Annotated in this window: 22 protein-coding genes and 1 pseudogene; 11 read left to right on the forward strand and 12 right to left on the reverse strand. The window is 62.0% G+C overall.

The annotated features are described in order from the left end of the window. Nucleotides 1–90: 90 nt before the first annotated feature. The 4 genes from BQ9846_RS08790 (at nucleotide 91) to BQ9846_RS08805 (ending at nucleotide 3421) form a co-directional block, all read left to right on the forward strand. Nucleotides 91–1134 (forward strand): histone deacetylase family protein, encoded by a 1044-nt coding sequence (locus tag BQ9846_RS08790; RefSeq protein ID WP_075880628.1) that lies wholly within the window; start codon nucleotides 91–93, stop codon nucleotides 1132–1134. A 92-nt stretch (nucleotides 1135–1226) separates the two neighbouring features. Continuing rightward, nucleotides 1227–1544, forward strand: a complete 318-nt coding sequence (locus tag BQ9846_RS08795; protein ID WP_075880629.1) for a hypothetical protein — start codon at nucleotides 1227–1229, stop codon at nucleotides 1542–1544. Nucleotides 1545–1669: 125 nt separating this feature from the next. After that, nucleotides 1670–2647, forward strand: a complete 978-nt coding sequence (thpD, locus tag BQ9846_RS08800) for an ectoine hydroxylase (RefSeq protein WP_075880630.1) — start codon at nucleotides 1670–1672, stop codon at nucleotides 2645–2647. 108 nt (nucleotides 2648–2755) lie between these two features. Beyond that, the gene (locus BQ9846_RS08805; RefSeq protein ID WP_075880631.1) at nucleotides 2756–3421 is read left to right on the forward strand and encodes a fumarylacetoacetate hydrolase family protein; all 666 of its coding nucleotides are present in this window, start codon (nucleotides 2756–2758) and stop codon (nucleotides 3419–3421) included. A 52-nt stretch (nucleotides 3422–3473) separates the two neighbouring features. Here the strand turns inward: BQ9846_RS08805 and speA are convergent, their stop codons facing one another. Beyond that, a complete protein-coding gene (gene speA, locus BQ9846_RS08810; protein WP_075880632.1) occupies nucleotides 3474–5393 on the reverse strand; it encodes a biosynthetic arginine decarboxylase in 1920 nt (639 codons plus the stop codon). Next, nucleotides 5390–6389 (reverse strand): annotated as a pseudogene (locus BQ9846_RS08815) (homoserine kinase). Before BQ9846_RS08815 ends, speA begins: the two are co-directional and overlap by 4 nt. 126 nt (nucleotides 6390–6515) lie before the next feature. Here BQ9846_RS08815 and polA point away from each other — a divergent pair. Continuing rightward, on the forward strand, nucleotides 6516–9281 hold the full coding sequence (gene polA / locus BQ9846_RS08820) for a DNA polymerase I (protein WP_075880633.1): 2766 nt from the start codon (nucleotides 6516–6518) through the stop codon (nucleotides 9279–9281). Nucleotides 9282–9369: 88 nt separating this feature from the next. Here the strand turns inward: polA and BQ9846_RS08825 are convergent, their stop codons facing one another. Then, nucleotides 9370–10395: a Fe(3+) ABC transporter substrate-binding protein gene (locus BQ9846_RS08825; RefSeq protein WP_075880634.1), complete on the reverse strand. Its 1026-nt coding sequence runs from the start codon at nucleotides 10393–10395 to the stop codon at nucleotides 9370–9372. A 203-nt stretch (nucleotides 10396–10598) separates the two neighbouring features. Here BQ9846_RS08825 and BQ9846_RS08830 point away from each other — a divergent pair, with 203 nt between their 5' ends. After that, nucleotides 10599–11738, forward strand: a complete 1140-nt coding sequence (locus BQ9846_RS08830; protein WP_075880635.1) for an ABC transporter ATP-binding protein — start codon at nucleotides 10599–10601, stop codon at nucleotides 11736–11738. Here BQ9846_RS08830 and BQ9846_RS08835 read toward each other — a convergent pair. The 4 genes from BQ9846_RS08835 to dctP form a co-directional block, all read right to left on the reverse strand. After that, entirely contained in the window at nucleotides 11691–13379 is a 1689-nt protein-coding gene (locus BQ9846_RS08835) for an ABC transporter permease (RefSeq protein ID WP_075880636.1), read from the reverse strand. The two genes, BQ9846_RS08830 and BQ9846_RS08835, sit on opposite strands and share 48 nt — an antisense overlap. A 178-nt stretch (nucleotides 13380–13557) precedes the next feature. Continuing rightward, entirely contained in the window at nucleotides 13558–14883 is a 1326-nt protein-coding gene (locus BQ9846_RS08840) for a TRAP transporter large permease (protein ID WP_075880637.1), read from the reverse strand. Further along, complete coding sequence (locus BQ9846_RS08845) at nucleotides 14880–15383, reverse strand: TRAP transporter small permease subunit (protein ID WP_075880638.1); 504 nt, start codon at nucleotides 15381–15383, stop codon at nucleotides 14880–14882. The genes BQ9846_RS08840 and BQ9846_RS08845 overlap by 4 nt, the downstream gene beginning before the upstream one ends. An 81-nt stretch (nucleotides 15384–15464) precedes the next feature. Further along, entirely contained in the window at nucleotides 15465–16568 is a 1104-nt protein-coding gene (dctP, locus tag BQ9846_RS08850; RefSeq protein WP_075880639.1) for a TRAP transporter substrate-binding protein DctP, read from the reverse strand. Nucleotides 16569–16960: 392 nt separating this feature from the next. Between dctP and BQ9846_RS08855 the strand changes: the two genes are divergently transcribed. Beyond that, complete coding sequence (locus tag BQ9846_RS08855; protein WP_075880640.1) at nucleotides 16961–19114, forward strand: tRNA(Met) cytidine acetyltransferase TmcA; 2154 nt, start codon at nucleotides 16961–16963, stop codon at nucleotides 19112–19114. A gap of 50 nt (nucleotides 19115–19164) precedes the next feature. Then, nucleotides 19165–20619, forward strand: a complete 1455-nt coding sequence (locus BQ9846_RS08860; protein ID WP_075880641.1) for an aminoacyl-histidine dipeptidase — start codon at nucleotides 19165–19167, stop codon at nucleotides 20617–20619. Between the two features lie 79 nt (nucleotides 20620–20698). On the opposite strand, the gene BQ9846_RS08865 is transcribed toward BQ9846_RS08860, so the two are convergent. Continuing rightward, nucleotides 20699–21175: a Dps family protein gene (locus BQ9846_RS08865; protein WP_075880642.1), complete on the reverse strand. Its 477-nt coding sequence runs from the start codon at nucleotides 21173–21175 to the stop codon at nucleotides 20699–20701. A 164-nt stretch (nucleotides 21176–21339) separates the two neighbouring features. Further along, nucleotides 21340–22476 (reverse strand): glycerate kinase family protein, encoded by a 1137-nt coding sequence (locus tag BQ9846_RS08870; protein ID WP_075880643.1) that lies wholly within the window; start codon nucleotides 22474–22476, stop codon nucleotides 21340–21342. 33 nt (nucleotides 22477–22509) lie between these two features. Here BQ9846_RS08870 and BQ9846_RS08875 point away from each other — a divergent pair, with 33 nt between their 5' ends. Together BQ9846_RS08875 and BQ9846_RS08880 are read left to right on the forward strand one after the other, a co-directional pair. Beyond that, complete coding sequence (locus BQ9846_RS08875) at nucleotides 22510–23184, forward strand: DUF1007 family protein (RefSeq protein WP_083651536.1); 675 nt, start codon at nucleotides 22510–22512, stop codon at nucleotides 23182–23184. Next, a complete protein-coding gene (locus BQ9846_RS08880; protein ID WP_075880644.1) occupies nucleotides 23175–24224 on the forward strand; it encodes a nickel/cobalt transporter in 1050 nt (349 codons plus the stop codon). The genes BQ9846_RS08875 and BQ9846_RS08880 overlap by 10 nt, the downstream gene beginning before the upstream one ends. Here BQ9846_RS08880 and BQ9846_RS08885 read toward each other — a convergent pair. Beyond that, nucleotides 24221–24658: an HIT domain-containing protein gene (locus BQ9846_RS08885; protein WP_075881706.1), complete on the reverse strand. Its 438-nt coding sequence runs from the start codon at nucleotides 24656–24658 to the stop codon at nucleotides 24221–24223. The genes BQ9846_RS08880 and BQ9846_RS08885 overlap by 4 nt on opposite strands. Nucleotides 24659–24829: 171 nt before the next feature. Here BQ9846_RS08885 and BQ9846_RS08890 point away from each other — a divergent pair, with 171 nt between their 5' ends. Continuing rightward, entirely contained in the window at nucleotides 24830–24988 is a 159-nt protein-coding gene (locus tag BQ9846_RS08890; protein WP_237416662.1) for an entericidin A/B family lipoprotein, read from the forward strand. Nucleotides 24989–25054: 66 nt separating this feature from the next. Here BQ9846_RS08890 and BQ9846_RS08895 read toward each other — a convergent pair whose 3' ends face one another. Together BQ9846_RS08895 and BQ9846_RS08900 are read right to left on the reverse strand one after the other, a co-directional pair. Continuing rightward, a complete protein-coding gene (locus BQ9846_RS08895) occupies nucleotides 25055–25579 on the reverse strand; it encodes an acyl-CoA thioesterase (RefSeq protein ID WP_075880645.1) in 525 nt (174 codons plus the stop codon). 27 nt (nucleotides 25580–25606) lie between these two features. Further along, nucleotides 25607–25990 carry a DUF1622 domain-containing protein gene (locus BQ9846_RS08900; protein ID WP_075880646.1) on the reverse strand — a complete coding sequence of 128 codons (384 nt, stop codon included), beginning with the start codon at nucleotides 25988–25990 and terminating at the stop codon, nucleotides 25607–25609. Nucleotides 25991–25996: the final 6 nt, after the last annotated feature.

Below are 25996 nucleotides of genomic sequence, written 5' to 3' on the forward strand. Positions count from 1 at the left end.
TGAAGCAACAACGCCCCGAGCAAAAACGCCGTTGGGCCGCCGCGTGGCGCTGCTCCGACACCTGGGATAACGAGGAAAAAAACACCTGCCATGTTGACGTTTCACAGCGATAAAACCAGCCTGCGCCAAGCCAACACCGAACTCCACGACGGCACCCTGGTCACGCCGTTTGAGAGCCCCGAACGGGTGGCGTTGATCCTAGCCTGCCTAAAGCAGGCGCAGTTGGGTGAGATACGAGAACCGCCCGCCTTGGGATTGGCGCCGGTATTGGCGGTACACGATCGAGGCTACGTCGATTTTTTGCAAAGCTGCTGGCAGCGCTGGCAAGCGGCGGGGCACGCCGGCGAGGCGATGGCGAATATCTGGCCGGCGCGCACGCTGCGCGATGACCGTATTCCTAAGTCGGTCAGCGGGCAGCTCGGCTACTACGCGCTCGCAGCGGAGACGGCCATCACCGACGGCACTTTCGAGGCGGCCATGGCGAGCAAAGACGTGGCGCTCGCGGCGGTCGCGCATACGCTTGCCAGTGGCGAGCCGAGCTTTGGACTTTGCCGCCCGCCGGGGCATCACGCCGCGTTTGATCAATTCGGTGGCTACTGTTTTTTCAATAATGCCGCAATCGCGGCCCAATACGCCCGCGATGCCGGCAAGAAGCGGGTGGCGATTCTGGATGTCGATTTCCACCACGGCAATGGCACCCAGCAGATTTTCTTTGATCGCGACGACGTGCTGTTTGTCTCGATTCACGGCGACCCGGCGGTGACGTTTCCCTACTATCTTGGCTACGCCGATGAAACCGGCCGTGGCCCTGGTGAAGGGTTTAACGTCAATTATCCGCTACCGCCGGGTACCGATGTCGCCACTTGGCTTGCCACGCTGGATCAGGCGCTGGCAGACATCCAGGCGTTTGATCCCGAGCTTGTGGTGATATCGCTAGGGGTGGATATTTTCGAGGGCGACCCGATCAGCGCGTTCACGTTTAAGAATGACGACTTTGTGACCCTCGGTGAGCGCCTAGCGACGCTTAAACGACCGACCACCTTTTTGCTGGAAGGGGGCTACGCGGTGGCAGACATCGGCGTCAATGTGGTAAACGTACTGCGTGGTTTTGGCGGCGATAGCGGTAGGGCGTAGGATAGGGCGTAGCGATAGATGGTGCCGCGCACGGATGACTTTTGCACTAAATTCGGGCAGGCTAACGCACTCATCGCTTGGGGGAGGTTTTGGTGGCAGTTTACGGCGGTATACAAGCGCGTGAGCTGGGGTACTGGCTGGACGCGTTAATCAACGCAGCCTATGATCGGCGCTGCCCGCTCTCAAGCGTGCACGGCGGCTTTGCCCGTGCGCGCACTGCCCGTCAAGACCTTTTGGACATGGCCAACCGCTACCGCTGTAACCAGCAAAGCGCTGACGTCACCGCCGCCGCGCTGGGGCGCTGGTGCCAGAGCTACCTGACCGAAGAAGAGTGGTACCAGCTCACCGGTGCCCGCCTGAGTGCAAGCGATACCCCGGCGGATTGGCTGCTTCGCCACCACGCCGGCTGATCCCAACGATGACGATATAGCCCTCGCACAATCCCACTTGCAGAGTGGGGTTTTTGGGCTACCCTACTGCCCGTACTACCCATTGATTCGCGTTTAATCACAACTTTTTATAGGGGGTTGATTAGATGGCAGTCAAGAACATGCCTTTCCGTAACACCACGCAAAAACAGTACAGCGAAATGACCGACATGCCTTCCGCGCAGCGCGCGTCGGTGAAGGATGTCTACCCCACCCGTTTGAGCAAAGCGCCGGACGCGCTTTGGCAGCCTCGCCAGGACGGTGTGGTCAAAGGCCGCGAGCTTGAAGGCCCGCTGACGGCCGCGCAGCTTGACGAGTTTGAGCGCAAAGGCTTTCTGTTTATTCCCAATTTGATCAGCGGTGAAGAGCTCAAGGAGCTGCGCCAAGAGATGACGGCGCTGCTGGAAGAGGACGCCTTCCGCGGCCGCGATTTCAGCGTCACCGAGCCGAAAAGCCAGGAAATTCGCTCGCTGTTTGCCGTGCATTTTCTTTCCCAGCGGCTTGGCGAGCTGGCGAAAGATGAGCGCTTCGCGGGTGCGGCGCGTCAAATTATCGGCGCCGACCCTTACGTGCATCAGTCGCGGATTAACTACAAGCCGGGTTTTGCCGGCAAGGGCTTTAACTGGCACTCCGATTTTGAGACCTGGCACGCCGAAGATGGCATGCCGCGCATGCACGCGGTCAGCGCCTCGTTGATTCTGACGAAAAACCACGAGTTTAACGGCCCGCTGATGCTTATCCCCGGCTCCCACGAGAAGTTCGTGCCGTGTCTGGGGGAGACCCCCGAGGATAACCACAAAAGCTCGCTGAAAGCCCAAGAGGTAGGCGTGCCCGGCCCACAAGCGCTTACCGAGCTGGTCAAGGAGCACGGCATTGAAGCGCCGAAAGGCGAGGCTGGGGGCCTTCTGCTGTTTGACTGCAACGTGCTGCACGCCTCCAACGCCAACCTCTCGCCGGACCCGCGAAGCAACGTGTTCTTCGTCTATAACCGTCCAGATAACCGCTGCCAAGCGCCGTTTGCCGCGCCCAAGCAGCGCCCGAGCTTCCTGGCGCACCAGCCCGGTGAGCAGTGGACGCCTGAATAAACGCGCGTTCACGCAAAAATCGGGGTATAGCACTATTGCCATGGTGGGGTAGACTGTTGCGTCCGCCGTGAAGCGGCGGCACGCATCAGGAGAAGGAGACGACCCACCATGCGCTTTGTTCCCCACTTTACCGATGGCCAGGCGTTTTCCCAGCCGCTAGGCAAAATCGTCTGTATCGGCCGCAACTACGCTGATCACGCCAAAGAGCTGGACAACCCCGTGCCCACCGAGCCGCTTCTGTTTATCAAGCCGGCCACCAGCGCGGTGGATTTGCGCGAGCCGCTCAATCCGCCGTTTTCGCGCGGGGAGGTTCATTACGAGATCGAATTGGCGCTGCTGGTGGGGGATACCTTGACCGATGCCACCCAGGACGAAGCCCAACGCGCCATCGTCGGCATTGGCCTGGCGATGGACTTAACCCTGCGCGATGTGCAAACCCAGCTCAAAGAGAAAGGGCACCCGTGGGAAATCGCCAAAGGGTTTGACGGTGCCTGCCCGCTATCGCCGTTTTTGCCCCTAGAGCGTGTCCCCAACTGGAACGCGCTTGCCTTCACCTTGGAGATCGACGGCGAAGAGCGTCAACGCGGCGAAGGGGCCGACATGATTTTCCCCGTGCCCACGCTGGTGGCGGAAATGAGCCGCCACTTCACCCTGGAGCCGGGGGATGTGATCTTGACCGGCACCCCGGTGGGAGTGGGCGAACTCCCCCGCGGTGCCAAGCTCAAAATGACGCTCACCGGCGGGCTGGAAATCACCGGCAGCGTAGTGGAGTAAGCGTTACTTAAGTCTGTTCAAGCGCGTTACTCAAGCACGTCATTCAAGTGCGTCATTCAAGATAGGTATAGCCGCTTAGGCCGTCGCTTAAGCTTTGGGCGAAGTGGGTCTGCTCATGCGCGGAGAAGCCGCTGGCGGTGAGCTGGTCCATCAGTTTCTTTTTCAGCACCTCGGCGTCGAAATTGACGTAGGCCAGCACGTCGGCCACCCGGTCGCCCGCCACGGGGTTGGAGAGCATCCACTCGCCGTTAGCGTCGAGGGCGGCGTCGATGGAGTCGGTATCGCCGAACAGGTTGTGCAAGTCGCCCAGAATCTCCTGGTAGGCGCCGACCAGGAAGAAGCCTAGCCAGCGCTCCTCACCGTTGACCCACTCGGGCAGTGGCAGGGTGCTCTCCACCCCTTGGCCATCCACGTAGTGATCGATACGCCCGTCAGAGTCGCAGGTGATGTCCTGAATCACCGCGCGGCGCGTGGGAGGCTGGTCGAGCCCCGAAAGCGGCAGCACCGGGAAAATCTGTTCAATGCCCCAAATATCGGGTACCGATTGAAACAGCGAGAAATTGACGAACAGTTTGTCGGCGAGTTTCTCGGCAAGCTCATCTTGAATCTCGCGGTGGGCGCGGTTGCGGCTATCCAGCTGCGCGCGCAGCCGTGCGCAAGCGGCGGTATACACGCGTTCACCCTCGGCGCGCGCGGTGACGCTGCTAAGCCCCATGACAAAGCGTTCTTGCAGCTCGCTGATAGCATGGAGCAAGTCATGCCACGCCTCGACCAGCACCCGCGGCTCTTGCGCTTCTTCAAGCCGCTCAAACACCTGCCACAGCGTCTCAACGTAAGCGTCGTCAAGGGCCTGGCGCTCGGGCGGGGTGGCATCGATGCGCTCTTCGTCGATCACGTTGGTGATCAGCACCGCATGATGGGCGGTCAGCGCGCGGCCGGATTCGCTAATCAGGTGCGGCTGCGTAAGCCCTTGCTCCTGACATAGCTGGGCGAAGGCGTGAACCACATTGCGGGCGTACTCGGCCATGGAGTAGTTGGCCGAGCAGAAACTGCGCGAGCGGGTGCCTTCGTAGTCGACCCCCAGGCCCCCGCCAACATCCACGGTATCCACCGGCGCGCCGAGCTCGACCAGGCTTTGGTAGAAGCGCGCGCACTCGCGCAGGCCGCGCTGAATGTCGCGGATATTGGCGATCTGCGAGCCCAGGTGGAAGTGCACCAGCTGCAGGCTGGCCAGCGCATCGCGCTCGCGCAGGGTCTCGACAACCTGCAAAATCTGGCTCGCCGTAAGGCCGAACTTGGATTTCTCGCCGCCGGTATTTTGCCATTTGCCTTTACCCACCGAGGCCAACCGCGCGCGTAGGCCAATGCGCGGGCGCACCTCCAGCGCTTTTGCCTCCTCCAGAATCAGCTCAAGCTCGGAAAGCTTCTCCACCACCAGGTAGACCCGGTGGCCGAGCTTCTCGCCGAGCAGCGCCAAACGCACGTACTCGCGGTCTTTGTAGCCGTTGCACACGATCAGCGACGAGCCGCTATCCGATAGCGCCAGCACCGCCAAAAGCTCGGGTTTACTGCCGGCTTCAAGCCCTACGCGGCCGTGGCCGCGCTCGCTGGTGGCGAGAATCTCCTCCACCACGCGGCGCTGCTGGTTGACCTTGATCGGGTAGACCGCCGTGTAGCCGGCGCTGTAGTCGGCCTCCTGCATCGCTTGGTCGAACGCACCGCACAGCTGCTCCACGCGGTCGTGCAGGATGTCGCTAAAGCGCACCAGCACTGGCAGGCGCAGCCCGGCGCTTTGTAGCTGATGCACCAGGCCCGTCAGCGGCAGCGCAGGACCGTTCGTCTCGCTGCCGTGGGGGCGCACCAGGGTTTGACCGCCCTCGTCCACGTCGAAGTAGCCGCTGCCCCACTGATCGATATTCCAAGTGCGCCGAGCGCGCAGGGTGGGGCTTGCGGCGGAGGCCATATAACTCATTGGCGAACCTCGGGGATCGGCAGCGCGCCGTGCTTAAGGCGCGCGTGCAAAATGGTGCGAAAGCGCTCCGGGTCGTGGGGCGTCAAGTCGTGCGCGGGCGGGTCGACGTAGACGACCAAAAGCCGCGAGAGCCAGTAGCGCAGCGCGGTCATGCGCAGCATTACCGGCCAGAGCTTGCGCTCATCGCGGGAGAGCGGGCGGCGCGTCTGGTAGGCGCTTAGAATCGCGTCGTGGCGCTCGGCGTTTAAGCGTCCATCGGCGTCGGAGGCCCAGTCGTTGATCACGATCGCCAGATCGAAGAGCAGATCGCCGGTGCAGCCGTTGTAAAAATCAATCATGCCGCCGAGCCGGTCGCCGTCGAACAGGGTGTTATCGCGGAACAGGTCGCCGTGAATCGCGCCATGCGGCAACTCGCCGTGCTGACTGAACGCGGTTTCGAAGTCGTCGACCTCGTTTTTCATCAGCGTTTGGTCATCGGGGCTTAAATAGGTCAGCACCTTATGATGCATGGCCCTTAGCCAGTGCAGATCCCGGGGGTTGGGACGATGACCGGGGAAGTGCTGCGACACCACGTGCATTCGCCCCAGGGTATCGCCGAGTGCTCGGCACTGCGCGAGGTTGGGGGCTTCGGGGTGGCGGCCGGGCAGGCGCGGAAAGAGCAGCGCCGGCTTGCCGGCCAGGGTGTGCAGCGCCACGCCCTCGCGGTCGTGTACCGGCCAGGGTGTGCAGCGCCACGCCCTCGCGGTCGTGTACCGTGCCGGGCACCGGCAGGCGGTGCTCGTCGAGGTAGTCGAGAAGGTCGACAAAAAACGGCAGCTCCTCGTGCTCACCCTGCTCAAAGAGCGTCAATACCAGCTCGCGGCGGTCGGTGGTGACAAAAAAGGTGGAATTTTCCGTGCCGCCCGCCACGCCCTGAAGGGCGGTAAAGCGGCCAACGTCGAACTTGTCCAAAAACGCTGCGACCTGTGCGTCGCTAAGCGGAGTGAATACAGCCATGAGAGTCTCGCCCAGGTTGCTAAGCCCTCTATTGTAGCGGCTTGGGGCGTCACTTGGCAGCGCCTGGGGCGCCGATTGCGTTATGATGGGGGCAATTTTTACCGCAAGATAACTAAGGTGGACAACATGGCTCGCGCTCCCATTGTGCTGGTGGATGGCTCTTCGTATTTGTACCGTGCGTTTCACGCGCTGCCGCCGCTGACCACTTCCCAGGGGCAGCCCACTGGCGCGGTGAAGGGCGTGCTCAACATGCTCAAGCGCCTGATCAAGGACTACCCGGAAAGCCCCATGGCGGTGGTGTTCGATGCCCCGGGCAAGACCTTCCGCGACGACATTTACGAAGCGTATAAGGCCCAGCGGCCGCCGATGCCGGACGACTTGCGCCGCCAGGTGGAGCCGCTGCACGAGTGCGTGAAATCGCTAGGCCTGCCGCTTCTGTGCATCGAAGGGGTCGAAGCCGACGACGTCATTGGCACGCTGGCGCGAAAGGCCACCGAGTCCGGGCGCGACGCGGTGATCTCCACCGGCGATAAGGACATGGCGCAGCTGGTCAACGCGCACATCACGCTGGTCAACACCATGAAGGAGGAAACCCTGGACGAGGCGGGGGTGGAAGAGAAGTTTGGCCTGCCGCCGTCGTTGATTATCGATTATCTCGCCTTGATGGGCGATAAGGTCGACAACATTCCCGGCGTGCCGGGGGTGGGGGAGAAGACCGCCATCGGCCTGCTGCAAGGCATGGAGGGCGGGCTCGATACCATCTACGCCGATCTCGAACGGGTCAAAACGCTGGGTTTTCGCGGCGCCAAAACGCTGCCCAAAAAACTCGAGGAGCACCGCGAGCAGGCGTTTCTCTCATACCGGCTTGCCACCATCAAAACCGATTGCGATCTGCCGGTGGGGCTCGATGATCTGGATATCGCCCACCCCGACCGGGAACGCCTGCTTGAGCTCTACCGTGAGCTTGAGTTCAAGCAGTGGCTCGCTGAGCTTTTGGAGGGCAAAGACGAAGGCGTTGACGATATCGAAGGCGGCGCGACGCTGGATGACGAGGCGGACGGGCAAGGCACCGGCGCATCGCAAGGGCGCCAGGATCATGTCATTACCGCGCAAGACGATTTCGACGCCTGGCTTGCGCGGCTACAACAGGCCGACGCTTTCTGCTTCGACTTGGAAACCACCAGCCTGAACTATATGGAGGCGGACATCGTCGGCATTGGGCTTGCGCTTGAAGCCGGCGAAGCGGCGTATATTCCAGTGGCCCACGACTACCTGGACGCCCCCGAGCAGCTTGCACGCGACGCGGTTTTAAAGGCGCTCAAGCCGCTGCTTGAAGACGGCGATAAAACCAAAATCGGCCAGAACCTCAAGTACGATATGTCGGTGCTGGCCAAGGCGGGTATCGCGCTTGCCGGGCCCCTCGCCGACACCATGCTCGCCTCCTACGTGCTCAACTCCACCGCCACGCGTCACGACATGGATTCGCTCGCGCTTAAATACCTCGGCGAAAAAACCACGACGTTTGAGGAGATCGCCGGCAAGGGGGCGAAGCAACTCACCTTCAATCAGATCGCCCTGGAGCAAGCCGCGCCCTACGCCTGCGAAGACGTCGACATTACCCTGCGCCTGCACGCGACGCTGCGGCCCCAGGTGGAGAAAGAGGGCGCGCTTGCCGAGGTGCTGGATAGCCTTGAGCTGCCGCTGGTACCGGTGCTCTCGCGCATGGAGCGTAATGGGGTGGCGCTGGATGCCGAGCGTCTGCACACGCAAAGCCGTGAGCTGGAAAGCCGCATCCATGAGTTGGAGCGGAAAGCCTTCGATCTCGCCGGGCGCGAATTTAACCTTGGCTCGCCCAAGCAGCTAGCGGAGATTCTGTTCAACGAGCAGAAGATTCCGGTGATCAAGAAAACCCCCAAAGGCGCGCCCTCCACCGCCGAAGCGGTGCTTGAGGAGCTGGCGCTGGACTATCCGCTGCCCAAGGTGATCATGGCGCATCGTGGGCTTGCCAAGCTGAAGTCGACCTACACCGATAAACTCCCGCGTTTGATCAACCCGCGCACGGGGCGGGTGCATACCAGCTACCATCAGGCGGTGACCGCGACCGGGCGGCTGTCGTCGTCGGACCCCAACCTGCAAAACATCCCCATTCGCACCGAGGAGGGGCGCAAGATTCGTCAGGCATTCACCGCGCGCCACGGGTACCGCATTGTCGCCGCCGACTACTCGCAGATCGAGCTGCGCATCATGGCGCATCTCTCTGAGGATAAAGGGCTTTTGAGCGCCTTCGCGGAAGGCAAGGATATCCACGCGGCCACCGCCGCCGAGGTGTTCGGCACCACGCTTGAGAAGGTCTCCAATGAACAGCGTCGCAGCGCCAAGGCGATCAACTTCGGGCTGATCTACGGTATGAGCGCCTGGGGGCTGTCGCGCCAGCTGCATATCGAGCGCAACCAGGCGCAAACCTATATCGATCGCTACTTCGACCGCTACCCGGGTGTGGCGCGCTACATGGAGCGTATTCGCGCCCAAGCCGCAGAGGACGGCTTCGTCGAGACGGTGTTCGGGCGGCGCCTCTATTTGCCGGAGATTAACGCGCAAAACCGCAACCGTCGCCAAGGCGCCGAGCGCACCGCCATCAATGCGCCGATGCAGGGCACCGCCGCGGATATCATCAAGCGCGCCATGATCGACGTCGATGCCTGGCTTGCCGAAAGCGATTTTGATGCACTGATGGTGATGCAAGTTCACGACGAACTGGTGTTCGAGGTCGCCGAGGGCCACGTCGAGGCGTTTATCGAAGAAGTGAAAAAACGCATGCAGGCCGCCGCCGAGCTCAGGGTGGAACTTACCGTCGAAGCCGAAAGCGGCGCCAACTGGGACGAAGCGCACTGATATTTTTTTCTCCCACACGAAAACGCCCGCTGCCATGGCAGCGGGCGTTTTTTATAGCGTTTGCGGTGCGCGCGAGGGCGCGCCGGGCTTAACGCCAGCCAACGCGATCGAAGATGCGGATCGCTTCAGGGTTGTTTTCACCCAGCTCGCTGATGTTCAGGTCGTCTTTCTCAAAGTTGCCCCAAGACTCCAGCACCGGGTCTTGCTTCACGCCATCCACCACCGGGAATTCGTTGTTGCCAGAGGCGAAGACTTCCTGGGCGGTGTCGGAGGCCAAGAACTCAAGGAAGCGTACGGCGTTCTCGCGGTTGGGTGCGCCTTCAACCACGCCAGCACCGCCAACGTTGACGTGCGTGCCGCGACCGTCTTGGTTGGGGAAGATAATGCCCACTTTGCGCGCGGCTTCACGGTCGGCGACATCGTCCGACTTCAGCAGGCGCACGTAGTAGTAGTGGTTGGCAACGGCCAGGTCACACTCGCCGCTGGCAACGCCGCGAATCTGATCGGTGTCACCGCCTTCCGGGTCGCGCGCCATGTTATCGACGACGCCCTGGGCCCACTCTTCTGCACCCTCTTCACCGTGATGGGCGATCATCGAGGCCAGCAGAGACTGGTTGTAAATGTTGTTGGACGAACGAATGCACACTTCGCCTTCGAACTGCGGGTCGGCCAAGTCTTCGTAGGAGCTGATCTGGCTCGGGTCGAAGTTCTCGCGGTCGTAGAAAATCACCCGCGCACGCTGGCTAAAGCCGAACCACTTGCCCTCTGGGTGGCGCATGGCTTCCGGCAGACGCTCGTTGAGGACATCCGACTCAACGCTCTGGAAAATGCCGTCTTGCTCGGCGCGCCACAGGCGACCAGCGTCGACGGTCATCATCACGTCAGCGGGGCTGGCCACGCCTTCGCGCTGAATACGCTCGATCAGCTGATCGGAGTCGCCTTCGAGCACATTAACCTCGATACCGGTCTCTTCGGTAAAGGCGGTGTAAAGGCGCTCGTCGGAGTCGTAGTGGCGCGCGGAGTACAAGTTGATCTCGTTGGCCAGTGCCGTGCTGGCAAAAGCGCTACCCACTAGAACGGCTGCAACGGGCGCTGCAAAACGTGCGGTTTTCATCGTCGAACGTCCTCTTTCTTGATGGCTAATGATAATACGTTGCATTACTAAACGCTTTCATTTAAACGCTTAGCGCATGTCGCGTCAAGCCAATGAGAAAGAAAACCATCCAAAGTGAAGGCGATCGAGCAAGAAGGGTGCATTGGTGGTCAATAGAAAATAGAATGCAAATACCTTTCAATCCTCTCAACGGCGGAGTTGTCATGACGGTCACGATGAACACAGCGGAAGTCGCAGCGCCAGCCAGTGCACTGACGCTGAGCGGCGTGCGCCATACCTTTGATGGCAATACCGTGGTGAAAGGCATCGACTTGGAGATTGAGCCCGGCGAAGTGGTGTGCTTGCTCGGGCCTTCCGGGTGCGGAAAAACCACCCTGCTACGCATTGCCGCCGGGCTTGAAGTCCTGCAAGAGGGCAGCGTGGCCCTCGAAGGCGATGTGATCGCCGCTCCGGGGCAGCGCCATGTGCCGCCCGAAAAGCGCAACGTCGGGCTGGCCTTTCAAGATTCGGCGCTGTTTCCCCACCTCACCGTGCTGGAAAACGTCATGTTCGGGCTCAAAAAGATGCCCGCGCCCAAGCGGCGCAAGCGCGCCGAGGCGCTGTTGGCGCAGTTGGGCATGGCCAACTACACGCAAACCTACCCGCACATGCTCTCCGGCGGGCAGCAGCAGCGCGTGGCGCTGGCCCGCGCCTTGGCTCCCGAGCCTCGGCTAATGCTGCTGGATGAGCCGTTTTCCAGCCTGGATGCGCGCTTGCGCGATCAAATCCGCGACGACACCCTCCATGTACTGAAAAAAGTCGGCGCGGCAACGCTGCTGGTCACCCACGACCCGGAGGAGGCGATGTTCATGGCCGATCGCATCGCCCTGATGCGCGACGGCAGGATCATTCAGGTAGGCACCCCGCGCGAGCTTTACTGCGCGCCTAACGACCCCTTTGTGGTGACGTTTTTTGGTGAGGTGAATGAACTTGATGGCACGGTGAAAAACGGCAAGGTCGCAACGCCAGTGGGAAGCGTCGAAGCCGGCTGGCTGCCCGAAGGGAGTCAGGCGAAAGTGATGATTCGCCCCGAGGCGCTGCGGGTTGCCGAACGCGACGGAGACCCCAAAAACCACGACCAAAGCCATGTGATCATGGCCAAACTGTTGGGTCGCACCAGCTTGCTCCACCTGTGCGCCCACGGGAGCCAGGGCGATGAAGCGCACCTGCACGCGCGGGTACCGGGGCTTTTCCTCCCCGATGAAGGGCAGCCCGTGGATATCCACCTGGACCTTTCCCAGGTGTTCGTGTTTGCCTCACCCGACGCTGCTGCCGGGACGAGCGCGACGCATCGCCACGCTTAACAGAATCACCGGAATAATCCCCACCACCACGATCGCGAGCGAGGCCGTCGAGGCCTCCGCTAGGCGTTCGTCGGCGGCCAGGTTGTGTGCGCGCACGGCCAGCGTATCGAAGTTGAACGGGCGCAAAATTATGGTGGCCGGCAACTCCTTCATGACGTCGACAAACACCAAAATCCCGGCCGCCAAGAGGCTGCTGCGCATCAGCGGTGTGTGAATGCGCCGCAGCGTGCCGCCCGCCGTTTGCCCCAGCGTGCGCGCGGCGGCGTCCATGCTCGGCGTGACTTTGCCCAGGCTCGCTTCCACGGCGTTAAACGACACCGCCAAAAAGCGCACCACGTAGGCGTAAAGTAAAATAAACGCCGACCCGCTAAAAATCAGCCCGACAATCTGGCCGTAATGGGCGTGTAGCCAGGTGTTAATGGCGTTATCCAGCCAGGCAAAGGGAATCAAAATACCGACCGCCACGACCGAGCCGGGAATGGCGTAACCCATGGCGGCAATCCGCGAACTGACCCGCGCGAAGGGGGTGTTGTGGATGCGCACGCCGTAGCTCAACAGCATCGCCATGCCCACCGCGAGAAGCGCGGCAAGGGTCGCAAGCGAAAGGCTATTGAAGGCGAAGCTGATAAAACGCGTGCCGAACAGCGAATCGCCCTCGACGATGGCCATCTGCAGCAAAATCGCGCTGGGGAGCAAAAAACCGATCAACACCGGCAGTAAACAGGCGATAAAGGCGCTCGCCGCGCGCCACCCGTGGAGCGGGTACTCCGGCAGTTGCTGGTAGCGGTTGGTGGAGTGAAAGTAACGCCGTTTGCCGCGCGAGACGCGCTCGATCAGCACCAGCGCCACCACAAAGGTCAAAAGGCAAGCCGCGAGCTGCGCGGCGGCCACCGGCTCGCCGAGGCCGAACCAAGTGCGATAAATCCCTGTTGTGAAGGTATCGACGCCGAAGTACTGCACCGCGCCGAATTCGTTGAGCGTCTCCATCAACACCAGCGATACGCCGCCTACCAGCGCGGGGCGCGACAGCGGCACGGCGACCGTGGCAAACAGGTGCCAAGGCCCGCGCCCCAAGGTGCGGCCCACATCCAGCACGCACACCGACTGCTCCAGAAAAGAGGCCCGGGCCAGCAGGTACACGTACGGATAGAGCACCAGCGTAATCAGTGCCGCGGCACCGCCAAGCGAGCGGATCTCAGGGAAAAAATAGTCGCCGTACGCCCAGCCAAAGGTATCGCGCAGCAGGGTCTGCAAGGGGCCGGCGACCTGGAGAAAATCGGTGTAGGCGTAGGCGATCACATAGGTGGGCACCGCCAGCGGCAGCAAAAGCGCCCACTCGAACAGGCGCTTGCCCGGAAAGCGGCACATCACCACGAGCCACGCCGTCCCCGTACCAATCAAGAGGGTGCCGGTACCGACAATCAGCACCAGCCAGAACGTATTGGTTAAATAGCGCGGGAGCACGGTGCTGGCGAGGTGCTGCCAGACGCCTCCGGTGGGCATGAAGATGTGGGCGAAAATGACAATAACGGGAAGCGCGACGGTGAGCGCAATCAAGAAAAGCGTCACTGACCACCCGTTGACGCGGCTGAAGAAGCGTTCGGTGAGGGCAGAAAGCCCGCGACTGTCTGAATGGGACAAGTGAACCCTCCTTGAGAAACGATCGGCGTGTGAGCGTCACGCAGCGATAATGCGATGAAATATCAGTCGCGAATAGTAGCACCTGAGCGCTCACCGTGTACAAAACCTGCGAGCCAAAAAACGCCGCCTGCGTTGGCGTAACGCAGGCGGCGCAGCGATGCTGAAACGCAGAAAGCGTCTAGCCTAGCAGTATCGCCGGCAGGCCGGTGATCAACGCCGGGAAAAACGCCATCAGGATACACGCGAATAGGATGATCGCGACAAAGGGAATCACCGCTTTGTAGAGATCCACGATTTCAACCCCCGGCGGCGCCACCCCTTTGAGGTAGAAGAGCGCGTAGCCGAACGGCGGCGTGAGGAAGGACGTTTGCAGCACCACGGCCACCATCACCACGAACCACAGCACATCGACGCCCATGCTCTCCACGATGGGCAGCATGATGGGGAAGCTCAGCAGCACGATGCCCGTCCAGTCGAGGAACATGCCCAGAATAAACACCAAAAAGAGCATCAAGAGCAGGGCACCCACGGTGCCACCGGGCATCGAGAGGACCAAGTCGCTGATCACGGTCATGCCGCCGCCCAGGGAGAACACCCCGGTAAAGGCGGTGGCGCCGACCAGCACCAGCATCACCATGGTGGTGGTTTTGCCCGCCTCGATCAGGGTGTGGTAGCAGGTGGAGAGCTTACGGTCGCCAAAGATCATGAACAGGAGAAAGGCGATGAACACGCCAATGGCCGAAGCCTCGGTCGCAGTGGCGATACCGGTGAACAGCGCGCCCAGTACCCCCAGGATCAGCGACATCGGCGGTACCACGTACTTCGCCAGCATGATCAGAAGTTCTTTGGTGCTGACTTCTGCGCGCTCTTCGGCTGGCACCTTGGGGCCGTAAGAGGGTTTGACAAAGCAGATGATCAGCACATACAGCGCGTACATCACCCCGAGCATCAAGCCGGGCACGAGCGCGCCAGCAAACAGCGCCCCTACCGACACCGGGGAGTAGCTCGCCATCAAAATCAGCATGATGCTAGGGGGGATCAAGATCCCCAGGCAGCCGCTGGCCATGATCACACCGGCGCTTAACTCTTTGTTGTAGCCGTACTTCAGCATTGGCACCAGGGCAATCATGCCCATGACAGCAATGGAGGCGCCGACGATACCCGTGGTGGCGGCCAGCAGCACCGAGACCACGACCACGGTCAGCGCTAATCCGCCGCGTAGGTTGGCGAGCAGCAGGCGCATGGCATCGAACATCTTCTCGGTCACGCCCGAGTCGTTCAAAAAGCGCGCCATTAAAATAAACAGGGGAATCGCCACGAGGACGTAGTTATCCATGGCGTTGCCATAGACGTTATTGATGATGATGCCGAGGGTATTGATACCGGGGCCAAAATAGGCGCCAACCACGGCAACACCGCCGAGCACAAAGGCCAGCGGATGGCCCATGAACAGGCCGATCAGTAGGCCGCTAAACATCACGACGGTCAGTAATTCTGCACTCATGCGTGGTTCTCCTCACGCAGCTCAATAATAGCGCGCAGTACGATGGCAATGGCCTGGAGCAAGATCAACACAGCGGCGAGCACGATCACGCCTTTCACCGGATAAACCGGGATCGAGACCATGCCGTAGGTGGTTTCGCCACGGCTGAAGGAGCGCTCAAAAAACGCCCAGCCCTGGGTCAGCATCAGCCAGATAAACGGCACGAAAAATACCAGATAACCGATCAGCTCCAGGATTGCCTGTTTTTTACGCGTTAACAGGCGCTTTAGCACATCGACTTCCACGTGGGCGTGGTGACGAAGGCCGTAGGCGGCCATGAGCATAAAGTGGGCGCCAAAGAGCATTTTGGTGACATCGAAGGCCCAGTCGCTAGGGCGACCAAGGAAAAAGCGCATCGCGATGTCATACAGCACAATCAGCGTGATGACCGCGATAAGAGGCGCCACAATTCGCCCAAAGAGCTCATTGAACGAATCAATGGCTTTTGCGATCGCATGCATGGGAGGTCTCCCGGTTCTTAATGAAGGCTCTTGACGAAAAAACCGCCCCGGCGCAAGCGCCGAGGCGGTATCGGGGGTGGATTACATGCAGGCTTCGATTTCTTCGAGAGACGGCAGGTTGTCGATGGAGCGGCTCATGTTGTACGGCACGGTCAGGTCACGCCAGTTCGCGTAGTGCTCCATGTAGCTGATCATGGAGTGGTAGACCTTGGCATGCATCGGATCTTCGCAAGCACCGCGCAGGATCACTTCGTTGGTGGCGTCCTGGATGGTCGCAAGATCTTCCTCGCCGAGGGTGGTGATTTCAACACCGTCTTCGCGGAACTTGATTGTCGCATCGGTAGAGGTGCGCTCAGACCATGAGAGCGACCACGTCATGGTGGCTTCGGCGGCGATTTTCAGAATCTCCCGCGTCTCTTCCGGCAGCGCATCCCAGGCGTCTTTGTTGATCATCACGCCGAACACACTGGCGGATTGGTGCCAGCCAGGCGTGGACCAGTAATCGGCCACTTCGGAGAAGCCGGCATTGTAGTCGACGCCCGGCGTGGAGAACTCACCCGCGTCGATCACGCCACGCTCGATCGCCTGATAGACTTCGCCGCCGGCCAGGGTGACCTGGGAGCCGCCAAGCTTCTCAAGTACGCGGCCCTGGTCACGGCCGGAGAGGCGCAGACGTTTGCCCTCAAGGTCAGCGATGCTCTCGATCGGCGTGTTACCCATAAAGCCGGATTCGTTGTTGGTAATACCGTAGGGCAGGTAGACCATGTTGTAGTCGCCGTACACCTCTTGGTAGAGGTCAAAGCCGCCCCACTGCTGAATCCAGTTGAGGTAGTCGACCCCGTTGAACAAGCTGGTGGTGGTAGCTAGCGGCGAGAACGCCGGGCTGCGGCCAGCCCAGTAACCGGGCCAATCGCCGGCGGCTTGAATCGCTCCGGTTTCGGTGGCGTCAAACACCTCGGTGCCGGGCATCAGCGTGCCGCCCGCGCGGAAGTTGATTTGTAACTCGTCGCCGGCCAGTTTGTTGACCATATCAACCCAGTGCTGATCGATTTTGATCAGATCCAGGTTATCCGGCCAGGTCGTGGTCATGGTCCACTGCTCTTGGGCGTGCGCGGTGGAGGAGAGCGCGGCGAGGGCGATGCCCGCGGCAAGGCCGGTAACGGCAAATTTGGTCATCTTTGTCATTTTAACTTCCTGATGAGGTTGGCGATTAGCGTTATTCGGTTAAGCGATTTTAATCAATGGCTTGAGGGTTAATAACGTTATTGAAGCCACTACTTGTTGCGAATTGCGCAAGTAGCGCCCTACCGTGCAAACAAATATTTACGTTAACGTAAGTTATCTGCCTGCCATCACGACAACAAATTAGCACAGACGCCCGGCTGCAGCGCAATATCAGTAAAAAATGACGGATCAACGCCGATGCGTAGTGAGAATTTCTTAAAGTCTATATTTATCAATAAGTTGTATTTATTTAGCGAAGCTTTTATGACGAGGGCTAGGGAGCAAAGCGTTGAAAAATCGATATTTTTACAACCAAAGTCGTAAGCGTTTGACCAATTTAAAAGCGCCATTTTATGCGCCACGTTAAACGCCCGTTAGGTTTACCCCCCGCGCTGGCTGCGGTGCTTGTGCATAGGCAACGCCTTGAGCGCCGTGGCTTTCGCCAATGGCTGTGGCTTTCGGGTGAGCCCGCCCATGCCTACCGCGAAGCGCGAAGGCTCTGGAGCGCTCGCAACTGGCAAGCGCCGCTTTGGGTGGGCAGCTATCAAAAACGCGTACCGGAAAACCCAGAGCTCGCCGCTGATATACCCGTCTTGCCGGCCTCGCAGGCGCGCACGCGGCTAGGCCAAGAGCATCAGCTGATCATCTTTGATGCCGCAAGCGGCGGGCTAGACCCGGACGCCCTCGGCGCGCTCGGCGGCACGCTGATTCCCGGTGGCCTGCTGGTACTGATCACCCCGCCCGACTGGGGCAGCGCCCCGGATTGTGATTATCGCCGCCTGGCGGATTACCCCTACGCTTGGGAAACCCTCACGTCCCACTATCTGGGGCGGCTTGCCCGCTTGCTGTGTGACGACCCCGGCGTGATTCGCTGGCAAGCAGGGGAGGGGGTGCATTTGCCGCGTTTGCCCGCCGCGCCGCCTCGCACCAGCCCGCCCACGGACACGGAGTGTCTGAGCGTTGACCAGGCCCAGGCGGTAGCGAGGCTCACCGCGCTTAAGCGCCGCCGCCCGCTGGTGATCACCGCCGATCGCGGGCGCGGCAAGAGCGCGGCTTTGGGGATTGCCTGCGCGCGGCTGCTGGGCCAAGGCGTTGAGACGATTTGGGTCACCGCACCGCGACCGGCTGCCGTGGTGCCGTTATTTGAGCGTGTGGCCGCGCTGTGCCCACTAAGTGAACGGCCCTCATCTCATGAGGTGCGACTCCCCAGCGGGCAGCGTGTGGCCTTTATCGCCCCGGATGCGCTGAGCGCCGGGGTTGAAAGCGGCGAGCTCGGCGGCGATGGCGGTTATTTGCTGGTGGATGAAGCCGCCGCGATTCCCGCCGCGCTGCTGGGCCGTTGGCTGAAGGCCTTTCCGCGCATTGCGTTCGCCACCACGGTGCACGGCTATGAAGGCTCGGGGCGCGGCTTTGCGCTGCGCTTTCGCGACCAGCTTGACCGTCACGCGCCGCAGTGGCGCGAGCTGACCCTTGAGACCCCCATCCGCTGGCGCCAAGGCGACCCGCTGGAGGCGACCCTCAACAGATTGCTGCTATTAAAAGCGCCGCTGCCGCCGCTCACCCACGCTAGCGGCCCCTCTTGCCGCGTAAGCCAGGCGCGGCTGGCACAGGATGAAACCGCGCTTGGCGCGCTGTTTGGCTTGCTGGTGCAGTCGCACTACCGCACTTCGCCGGCGGATGTGCGCCAGTTGCTGGACGGCCCGGCGACGCAGATTCGCGTGGCCGGGCCTATTGATGCGCCGCAGGGCGTGGTGGTGACCCGCCGCGAGGGCGGCTTTGCCCCTGAGCTTGCCGAGCAGGTCGCCCGAGGCGAGCGCCGCCCCCAAGGGCACTTGTTGGCGCAGTCGCTGGCGGCCCACGGTGGTTGCCGTCGTGCGGTAGAGGCGCATTGGCGCCGGGTGACGCGCATCGCCGTTCACCCCGAGGCGCGGCGTCACGGCCATGGCCAGGCGTTATTGACGGCGGAGATCGAGGCGGCCCGCGATGAGGGCGCTGACCTTTTTGGGGCCACGTTTGGCGCCGAGGCTGGGCTTGTGCGCTTCTGGCGCCAAGCGGGGTTTATCCCGGTGCGGGTGGGCATCTCCCGGGATACCGCCACCGGCGAGTTCGCCGTTATGGTGGCCAGGGCGCTCAGCCCCCGGGGCGAGCGCGTCTTAACCGAGCTGTGCGAGCGCTTTCACGCGGGGCTCTTCAGCCTTTTGCCGTTTGAGCTGCGCGCGCTGCCCGCTGATGTATTGGTGCAGCTACTGGGTGATGGGCCGCGACGTCGCTTAAGCGCGGTACTACACCAAGACACCATGGATGTGGCGTACGCCCGGCGCGATCCACGCCTGGCGCGGGCCGCGCTGCAAGCACTCGCGGTCAACGCCGCCCAGCAAACGCTGACGCCCGCGCAGCAAGAGGCCCTTCTCGGCGTGGCCGGCTGGGCGTTTCAAAACCGTTTGCTAGCCGAAGGCCACAAGGCTGCCACTGCCGCGCTACGCGAGGCAGTGGCGGCGCTGCTCTAGCGGCGCGGTCGGCAGGGCGGTAAAGTAGCCCGGTAAATTTTGGAGCTAACATGAACGAACACCTTGAAACGCTCGATCCGGCGCCGGTATGGCGCCATTTTCGTACCCTGTGCAACACACCGCGTCCCTCCGGTGAAGAGGCGGCGCTGGTGGCCACGCTAGAAGCGTGGGCCGATGCCCAGGGGCTGGCGCACGATCGCGACGCCTTCGGCAATCTGCGCATCAAAAAGCCGGCGTCGCCCGGCAGCGAAAACGCGCCGGGCGTCATTCTTCAGGGCCACCTGGACATGGTTGCCCAGGCGAATGCCGGCACGCTGCACGACTTCAGCCGCGACCCGATTCGCACTTACGTCGAAGCGGGCTGGCTGCACGCCGACGGGACCACGCTTGGGGCGGATAACGGCCTTGGCGTGGCGGCCGCGCTTGCCGTGCTGGAAGATAACACCTTGACCCACGGCCCACTGGAGGCGCTTTTCACCCTGGAAGAGGAGACCTCGATGGGCGGCGCGCTGAATCTGGCCGAGGGCTGGCTTGAGGGCGCGCGCCTGATCAACCTTGACTCCGAGGAGCGCGGCGAGGTGTACATCGGCTGCGCCGGCGGTAGCGACGTGGTGGTGGACGCCCAGCTACCCACGGCGGCGATAAGCGCCGAAGAGCGCGGCCTTGAGCTGGCGCTGACCGGGCTTAAAGGGGGCCACTCGGGCATGGATATCCACCAGCCCCTAGGCAATGCCAACCGCCTGCTGGTGCGCGTGCTGCGTATGCTGGAGCCGCTTGGCGCGCGGCTCGCCGCTTATAGTGGCGGTACTCTGCGTAACGCCATCCCCCGTGAGGCGTTTGCCACCGTGGTGCTGCCCTCGGACAGCGTCGAGGCGGCGATGGCGCAGGTGAAAACGCTGGAAGAGACGCTGAGACGCGAGCAGGGCCGCTTGGATAACGGCTTGACGCTTACGGCGGCGCCTGCGCCTTTTGACGGTGAGGCGTTGACCCATGACGCCAGCGCCATGCTGGTGGCGACCCTTCACGCCGCCCCTTGCGGGGTGGAGCGCATGAGCGCCGATGTGCCGGGTGTGGTGGAGACCTCCAACAATTTGGGCGTGGTCAGCCTCAGCGCGGGGCGCTTTCACCTCTGCGCACTGGTGCGCTCGCTTCACGATAGCGCGGTGACGGCCATGGTGGATCGCTTTCAGGCGCTGTTTGGCCTGATGGGCGCGCGAGCGCGCGCCGAGCACGGCTACCCAGGCTGGGTGCCCAACCCCGAGGGCGAACTGCTGGCGGCATTTAAAGCCCAGCATGAAAGCCTTTTGCAGCGTGAGCCGGGGGTCAAGGTGATTCATGCGGGCCTTGAGTGTGGGATTATCGGCAGCAAGTACCCGCACCTGGACATGATCTCGTTTGGGCCTTCGATCCGTGGCGCCCACTCGCCCGACGAGCGGGTCGAGCTGGCTTCGGTCACGGAGTTCTGGCAGATGCTGAAAGCGCTACTGGCGGCGACGGCGCGCTAACGGCCACGATCACTGCCTGCGGACACACAAACGGCGCCTCTTGAAGGCGCCGTTTTTCTATCAGCCGGCCGTTTAGGCTTCAGTGGCCCAGGTAGGCGTTGAGCATCCACACGGTTTTTTCCTGCTCGCGGATGTAGTCGCCCGCTTGCGCCGCGGTGCCTTCGTCGTCGGCATCGGAGGCGAGTGCGAGCACTTCGCGCTGCAGCTCGATCAGCGCTTGATACCCCTCCAGTACGCCCTTGACGCACGCTTTACCGTCGTGAACGTCTTTATCTTCCTGAATGCGCGAGAGCTTAACGTAGTCGCTATAGGCGTGTACCGGCTTGTGGCCCAGGGTCAGAATGCGCTCGGCGACTTCGTCGACTTTCATCAGCAGGTCGGTGTAGAACTCCTCAAACTTGGCGTGCAGCTCGAAGAAGTCGTTGCCCTTCACGTTCCAGTGGTAGCCGCGCACGTTCATGTAGAAAATCTGATAGTTGGCCAGCAAATCGTTGAGCTTTTCCGCGAGCTGGCTGGCGCTGCCGGTGTGCAGGCCAATGCTATTGGTATCGGTCATAAAGGGTGCCTCCTTGTCAGTGCCGCGTGTTAGCGGCGGTTGCGGAACATCTCCAGCATAAAGGGTCTAAGCGCCGTGGTGAAAAAGAGGTTTTGCATGGCGCTTATAGCGTTAGAACATCAGCTTAAGTTGCAGCGTGTTTATGCCGGCGGCCGCCGGGCTTTTCAAGTGCGCGCTGCCTGCCATAGGTAAATAAGGCTTTCGCAGCGCGCTTCCAGCAGCGAGGCGGTGCGCGCCACGGCGTCATTAAGCGCGATGGGGCCATCGGCCAGCGCGAAGGCGGCGGTCACGCCCTCGGCGTAACACGCTTGCCAGCCGTCGCCTAAACTCCCCGCGAGCACAATCACCGGTTTGCCCATTTTGTGCGCCGCGCGGGCGACGCCGATCGGCGTTTTCCCCGCCAGGCTTTGGCCATCGAGGCGGCCTTCGCCGGTGATCACAAGCTCGGCGCGTGCTAGCCGGTGGGCCATGCCCGCCTGCTGCATGATGATCTCGATGCCGGGCTTAAGGTCGGCGGCGAGAAAGGCGCGCGCGGCAAAGCCCATGCCGCCGGCGGCGCCGGCGCCGGGCAGTTCGCGGTGATCCACGCCTAGGGTGCGCGCGGTGATGTCGGCAAAATGCGCAAGCGCCCGGTCGAGTTCGGCGACCTCCTCGGGGGTAGCGCCTTTCTGCGGGCCAAACACGCGGCTTGCGCCGTGGCGGCCGAGCAGCGGATTGTCCACGTCGACGGCGGCTTCCACGTGCAGGCGCGAAAGGCGCGGGTCAAGGGCGCTTACATCGAGCGTGTCCAACGCGGCTAACGCCGCCCCGCCGGGAGCGAGCGGGCGTTTGTCGCGATCCAGGAGTTTGGCGCCCAGGGCGGCCAGCATACCGGCGCCGGCATCGTTGGTCGCGCTGCCGCCGAGCAGCAGCAGGGCTTTCTCGGCGCCGGCGTCGAGGGCTTGGCGAAACAGCTCCCCCGCGCCGTAAGTGGAGTTGATGCGGGCATTGCGTTCATTATCGGCAAGCGCTTGCAAACCGGACGCTTCTGCTAGCTCGATAAACGCGGTACGCTCCGCTTCAAGCCACCCCCACGCGGCTTGAATAGGGCGCCCCAGCGCGTCGTGCACGTGGGCGTGGCGCTGCTCGGCGCCAGTGGCGGCGATCAACGCCGCCAGGCTGCCCTCACCGCCATCCGCCAGGGGACAGAGGTCAACGTGCAGGTGGGGCGCGGCGCGTTTTATCCCTCGCGCCATCGCCTCGGCGGCCATTTGGGCGCTTAGCGCATCTTTGAAACTGTCGGGGCAGAGTAGAATGGACATGAGGACTCTCTTGCGTAACGAAGGAAACCGAGTATGAAGAGCGTAACCCAAAGCGCCGCACGGCGCTGCGCCATTGGCGTTGTGGTACTGCTCGCCGGCGGGCTATCGCCCTATCTCTATGCGCACCCGCACGGCTGGGTCGACATAAGCGTGCAGGTGGTCACAGACGAGGAGGGCCATGCCACGGCGCTGCACCAGACGTGGCGGATGGATCCTTTCTACAGCCTCGTGGTGTTTGAAGAGCTTTCCCAGGGGGGAGCGGCGAGTTTAGACGCAGGCTTGGATCAGCTTGGCCATGAGATTCGCGACAACTTGGCGGGGCAGCACTACTTCACCGAGGTGCGGCTTAACGGCGAGCGCCTGGCGCTGGGTGAGGTCGCCGATTACACCGCCCTGCGGCGAGAGGGACGCTTACACTTTATGTTTCGCTTGCCGCTGGCTGAGCCCGCAGCGCTGGAAGGGCGTAAGCTGACGTATCAAATCTTCGACCCGACGTACTACCTGGAAGTCGTGCATGAAGCCGAGGATAATCAGGTGCGAGACACGGCCCTGACGCTGCGCGGCGAGCTTGATTGTGCCCTGCGCGTCGAGCCCGCCGACCCTGACCCCGAAGTGGTCATGCAGGCGGCGCTGTTGGATAGAGACGAAACGGGCGAGCCGGGGCTTGGGCGTTACTTCGCGGAAACCGGGGTGGTGGCATGTCGTTAAGCGGGCGTCAATGGGGTATTGCATTTGGGCTGATAGTGCTTGCGGCAGCGTTGGCTTACGCCGTGTCGGCGGGTGCGTTTCAGGCGCTGAGCTATCAACTGTTGGGCTGGCAGCGCGATCTGCACCGGGCGCTAACGCTGACGTTGACCGAACTGTCGCAAACGCCCTCGGCGTCGACGTGGATGATGCTGATCGGCGTAAGCTTTGGCTATGGCGTATTTCACGCGGCGGGTCCGGGGCACGGTAAGGCCGTATTGGCGACGTATCTGGCCTCCCACGGCGGCGCCACCCGCCGAGCGCTGGGGCTCTCGTTTGCCGCCTCAATGCTGCAGGGCGTTACCGCCATCGCGCTGGTGGTCGTGCTGGTGCATGCCCTGGGGTGGGTGACCCGCCAGGCCATGGGCAGCGTGACGATGGTGGAGCAGGCGAGTTTTCTGCTGGTCGCGCTACTCGGCGCGTGGCTGTGTCTGCGCGCGTTCAGGCAGCTTCGCGCGGCGTATCGCCCTGCGCCCTTCGTCCGCGTCGATCACCGCCAAGGTCTTTATCTCCAGGACCCTCAGCGCCAGGACCTTCATCACCCTACGTTTCATCATACTCACGGCGAGGCGTGTGGCTGCGGCGCGGCCCACCATGTGGCGCCCACTCAGGCGCTGGATTGGCGCACGGCCGCGATGACCGTGGGGGCGATTGGCATGCGCCCATGCAGTGGCGCGGTCTTGATGCTGGGCGCGGCGAGCCTGCTGGGTCAGTTTGTGCTGGGGGTGGCGGCCGTGGTGGCGATGTCGCTGGGCACGGCGCTGACGGTATCGGCGCTGGCGCTGGCGACGCTGTTTGCCCGCGACTGGGCCAAACGGCGCTTGGTGAGCCAGCAGCAGCGCCAAAGCGGGCAAAAAGTCGCCGGCTGGCTGGCGCTGACCGGCGGTATCGTGATTGTCGCCTTGGGTGTGTCATTAAGCGTGACGGGAGCCGCGCAGCCTGCCAGTACGCCCCTGCTGAACGAGCCGTCAGCACGCCAAGAGGCAAACCCACTGAGGGGTTAGGTGTCGTTCTGGGGAACCAGACTCAGCCCTTCAATCAGTGCCAGCAGTCTGTCACGTACCTCGGCCTGATGGTCGAGGCCATACGTTTCTGGCGTGCCCTTGCCCCAGACCGGGCCGGGCCACGCCTCGTCGTCGTGATAGCGCACGATGAGATGGACATGCAGCTGGCTGACCACGTTGCCGAGGGTGGCGATATTCATCTTGTCGCCGTCAAAGCCCGCTTTCATGGCCTCTGCAAGGGCAGAGGCCTCGCGCCAGAGCTGGGTTTGATCATCGGGAGACAGTTCGAACACTTCGCTGACATTGGGCTGGCGGGGGACCAGCACCACCCAGGGGAAGCGCGTGTCGTTCATGAGCAGCACCCGGCACAGCGGTAGTTCGGTGACCGGGAGGGTGTCCGCTTCCAAGCGCTTATCCAAGGCGATATCGTGCATGTTAGGTTCCTTTGTCTCGGCGTGAAACATGAGCATAGCAGCCTTAATGAGCGTAATCCCATCATTGCTGTTACGCTTAAAAAGCGCGGTGAGATAATCCATAGGGCTGCGCCGATCCATGTTTAATCGATGCAATGTACCGATGAAAGGTAAAAAGGGAAGGAGAGTGCAATGAAAAGTGCAATGAAACGATTCAGCATCAAAAAAGCCCTCGCAGGCAGCTTTATTGCGCTAATGGCCATGGGCGCGCTCAGCGGCTGTAATACCATGGCGGGTCTTGGCCAAGACGTGGAAGAGGGCGGTGAAGCCGTCCAGGAAGCGGCTAGCTAGCACTCCCACCCTCCGTGGCGCGTAGGTTTTTGGCGCCACGGCTCCGCCTCCATCAACATCGCGCCTTCAGCTTGAGGCCTCGTGTTGCTGTTGGGTCAACTGCTCTTCGCGCTCGGCTTGCTTGCGCAGTTTTTTGCGCAGCGCGGCTTTCTCAAAGCGCAGCTTCTGCAGCGGCGTTTCCAAGCGCAGCGGCGGCACGCGGGCGGGCTTTCCCTTCTCATCCACCGCCACCATGCTGAGATAGCAGCTATTGGTGTGGCGGATGACTTTTTGGCGAATATCCTCCGCGACCACCTTGATGCCGACTTCCATGGAGGAGCGTCCGACGTGGTTCACGCAGGCGAGAAATGTCACCAACTCCCCCACGTGAATCGGCTGTTTAAACAGTACCTGATCTACCGACAGCGTGACCACGTAGTGGCCCGAGTAGCGGCTGGCGCAGGCGTAGGCGACTTCATCGAGCTTTTTGAGAATCGCGCCGCCGTGGACTTTGCCGCTGAAGTTGGCCATATCCGGGGTCATCAGCACGGTCATGGAGAGATCGCGCTGCCCGGGGAGCGGCGCATCGTGGGCGTCATGGGAAGAAGACATGGGGCTCTCGTCGTTGAGGGGGATCGGTTAAGACGGTAGATGGTGGTCGTCGTCGCGCCGGCGGCTGTATTGGCGCGTTTGCCAAGGCCAGTGGCCCTCGACCTCGACGTGCAGGGTAAAACCCAAAAACGCCCGAATCAGCACCACGGCGGCGAGAGTGGCGACCTGTTCACCGGTGTTGACGACAATCACGGTTTTGACCAAGTCGCCGGCAATCAAAAAATCCAAGCCCACTAAAATGGAGCGGCCAATGCCGTGGCGATACGCCAGGTACGCATGACGGCTGTCGTAGAAGTGGGGGTGGCGAGCAAAGCGATAGGTGGCGATCACAAAGCCCGCCACCATCACGGCCACGCCCACGGCCTCCACCGTGAGCGCGACGTATTCGATCCAGTGCAAAAATAGCGACACGGCTAC

This window comes from Vreelandella massiliensis (assembly GCF_900155385.1).
Lineage (GTDB): Bacteria > Pseudomonadota > Gammaproteobacteria > Pseudomonadales > Halomonadaceae > Vreelandella > Vreelandella massiliensis.